4 protein-coding genes are annotated in these 3256 nt (G+C 68.3%); 3 read left to right on the top strand and 1 reads right to left on the bottom strand.

The genetic code is table 11. The annotated features are described in order from the left end of the window. Both AC1D12_RS28855 and AC1D12_RS28860 read left to right on the top strand, forming a co-directional pair. Window positions 1–417 (top strand): helix-turn-helix transcriptional regulator (locus AC1D12_RS28855; RefSeq protein ID WP_477844561.1); only part of this gene is annotated, 417 nt, incomplete at its 5' end. 66 nt (window positions 418–483) lie between these two features. Then, on the top strand, window positions 484–1530 hold the full coding sequence (locus AC1D12_RS28860; RefSeq protein WP_477826669.1) for a hypothetical protein: 1047 nt from the start codon (window positions 484–486) through the stop codon (window positions 1528–1530). Between the two features lie 17 nt (window positions 1531–1547). Here the strand turns inward: AC1D12_RS28860 and murB are convergent, their stop codons facing one another. Further along, complete coding sequence (gene murB / locus AC1D12_RS28865; protein ID WP_477826670.1) at window positions 1548–2564, bottom strand: UDP-N-acetylmuramate dehydrogenase; 1017 nt, start codon at window positions 2562–2564, stop codon at window positions 1548–1550. A gap of 38 nt (window positions 2565–2602) precedes the next feature. On the opposite strand from murB, the gene AC1D12_RS28870 reads away from it, so the two are divergent. Next, window positions 2603–3091: a YajQ family cyclic di-GMP-binding protein gene (locus AC1D12_RS28870; protein WP_477826671.1), complete on the top strand. Its 489-nt coding sequence runs from the start codon at window positions 2603–2605 to the stop codon at window positions 3089–3091. Window positions 3092–3256: the final 165 nt, after the last annotated feature.

Genomic DNA, 3256 nt, shown 5'->3' on the forward strand with positions numbered 1-3256 from the left:
GCACTGCGCTGCGCGAGCGACGGCTGGATCGGCTCGGCGCTGCTCGCCGGCCCGCGCGCGCTGGCGACGCTGGCGCATGGCGGCCTGGTGCTGGGCGCCGGGGCGCAGGCGGCGCTGGCGAACTGGCTGGACAGCGCGGAGCGGCTGCGCGGGCACCAGGCGCCTCGTCCCGACGCGGCGCCCGGCCTCCAGCTCGCCGTGCAGGTCGCAGGCCCCGGCCCGCTGGCCGCCCTCAGCACCCGCGAGCGCGAGGTACTGGAGCGCATGGCCGCCGGCGACAGCAACAAGCTGATCGCGCGGGCCTTCGACCTGAGCCCGCACACGGTGAAGCGGCACGTCGCGAACATCCTCGACAAGCTGGGCGCGCAGACGCGCGGGCAGGCGGCGGCGCGCTGGCGCGAAGCGCCCCCTCCCTGATGGAACCCGGATGCGGCGGCGGGCCACTCAGGTCGGTGTCCATTCGATGAGCTTCGAGAAACCACCATGAAACGCATCCGCGATGCATCACCGCCGCGCCACTTCGTTCCCGGCGGCTCGGGCAACCCCGCCGCCGCAGCCCAGACGCAGCGATTGATCGAGGGCATGGCCGCGCTCGACACGTCGCTGGAGGAAGAGTGTGTGCGCCACTTCCAGAGCAGCGCGACCATGCCGAATCCGGCCGTGGAGGCTGCCGACGCGCAGCTCGTGCTCTGCTGGTGTGCCGACAACGGTCTCTTCGACCAGTTCCAGTTGGCTGCCAAAGTCTACGACGCCTGCGTTCACGACCCCGAGGTGAACCGCTTCCGCGACGAAGGCGTCGAGCTCGAATTCGAGCTCGAACACATCACCCCGGACAACCTCGAATTCTTCATCCGCGTCCTGTCCCATTGCCCGCAGATCAAGGGCATCGAACTGCCGATCCCGTCGACACCCGAGCAGGCCGGGCGCCTTGCCGACGCGTTGGCCCACAACACGGGCCTGGATCGGCTCGCACTCTACGCATCCGAAGCGGCCCCGCCCGATTCCGGCGCCTTGGTGCGGCTGTTCTCGCACGCCACGCCCCGCATCAAGGCGCTGTCCGAGCTGAGCATTCACCTGAGGCAGGAGCCGGGCGGCAACGCGGCGTGGATGCCCGCACTGAGCGATGCACTGTCGACACACCTGAAGGCGGAATCAGTCTGGCTGACCTGGCCCTGCTGGTCTACCGAGAGACTGCGGTGGTGGGGCGACACGATCCGCGCGAACCCGCTCCTCTCATCGTTGACCTTGCGTGGCCCCATCGTGGACTCCGCAACGATGAAGGACGTGCTGACGGACGCGCTGCAGAATCCAGCGTGCAAGCTGACGTCGCTTTCGTTCCCCGACGCCACCTTCGACGCCGAGTTCGTCGACCAGCTGATCATGGCCATCAGGGCCAACAATGCACTGATCTCGCTGGATCTCGGCGATACGCCACTGAGTGCCCCTCAAGGTGAGGCGATCGCCGCCCTGCTCCTGCGCAACCGTGAGGTCGCGAAGCGTGCGTCCATGGCGAACCTCGCGCGCGACTGACAGCGCGGGCCACCCGCTCACACCACCACCGGCTCCGGCTCCAGCCGGATCCCGAAGCGCCCGTACACGCTCTCCTGGATCGCACGCGCCAGCGTCACCACCTCGGAGCCGATCGCGCCGCCGCGGTTGACGATCACCAGCGCCTGCTTCTCGTAGACGCCGGCGCGGCCGATGCTCTTGCCCTTCCAGCCGCAGGCGTCGATCATCCAGCCGGCCGCGAGCTTCACGCTGCCGTCGGGCATCGGGTAGTGCACGATCTCCGGGTCGCGGCCGATGATGTCGCGGCATTGCTCCGGCGTCACGACCGGGTTCTTGAAGAAGCTGCCGGCGTTGCCGACCTGGGCCGGGTCGGGCAGCTTGGCGCGGCGGATCGCGCAGACCCAGTCGAACACCTGCTGCGGGCGCGGCGCGCTGATGCCGGTCTCGGCCATCTTGCGCTCCAGCTCCAGGTAGCCCAGCACCGGCTGCCACGGCTTCGGCAGGCGAAAACGCACCCGCGTGATCACGCTGCGGCCGGCCAGCGAATGCTTGAAGACGCTGTCGCGGTAGCCGAAGGCGCAGATGCCGCTCGCCAGCGTGACGCTGCGGCCGGTGACCAGGTCGACCGCGTCCAGCGACTCGAAGCGGTCCTTCAGCTCGATGCCGTAGGCGCCGATGTTCTGCACCGGCGAGGCGCCCACCGTGCCCGGGATCAGCGCCATGTTCTCCAGGCCCGGCCAGCCCTGGGCCAGCGTCCACGCGACGAACTCGTGCCAGTTCTCGCCGGCCCCGGCCTCGACGATCCATGCGGTGTCGGTCTCGCGCACCAGCGCCCGGCCGGTGACCTCGACCTTCAGCACCACCTGCGGCATGTCGCGCGTCAGCACGATGTTGCTGCCGCCGCCCAGCACGAACTTCGGCGCACGGCCGAGCTGCGGGTGGTCGACGACGCGACGCACGTCCGCATCGCTGGCGATGCGCACCAAAGTGTGTGCGACAGCCGGCAATCCGAAGCTGTTGTAGGGTTTCAGGCTGACGCCCGATTCGATTTGCATGCGAGAATTTTCGCTGATCCAGCGAGGAACTACCGATCATGCCCAGCTTCGATGCCGTACTCGACCCCAATCTCGTCGAAGTGCGCAATGCCGTGGACCAGACTGCCAAGGAAATCGGCACCCGTTTCGACTTCAAGGGCTCGTCCGCCCGTGTCGAATTGAAAGAGAAGGAACTGACGGTCTACGCCGACAGCGACTTCCAGATCGGCCAGGTGATGGACATCCTGCTGGCCAAGCTCACCAAACGCAGCGTCGACATCCGCTTCCTCGACCGCAGCGCGAAGATCGAGAAGATCGGCGGCGACAAGGTCAAGCAGTTGATCACCGTCAAGAACGGCATCGACAGCGACACCGCGAAGAAGATCCAGACGCTGATCAAGCAGAGCAAGCTGAAGGTGCAGGCGGCGATCCAGGGCGACACGGTGCGCGTCACCGGCGCCAAGCGCGATGACCTGCAGGCCGCGATGGCGCTGATCCGCAAGGAAGTGTCCGACGCGCCCTTGAGCTTCGACAACTTCCGCGACTGATGGGCCGCGCCCTCCTCGCCGCCGCGCTGGCGGCCGGCGCGCTGTTCGCCGCGGCCGCCTCCGCCCAGACCGTCTCGATGAGCGGTGCGCTGGGCGACAACAAGGCGCTGCTGATGATCAACGGCGCGCCGCGCACGGTGGCCGTCGGCAGCACCGTCCAGGGCG

It is taken from the genome of Rhizobacter sp. P1_G5 (assembly GCF_056405435.1).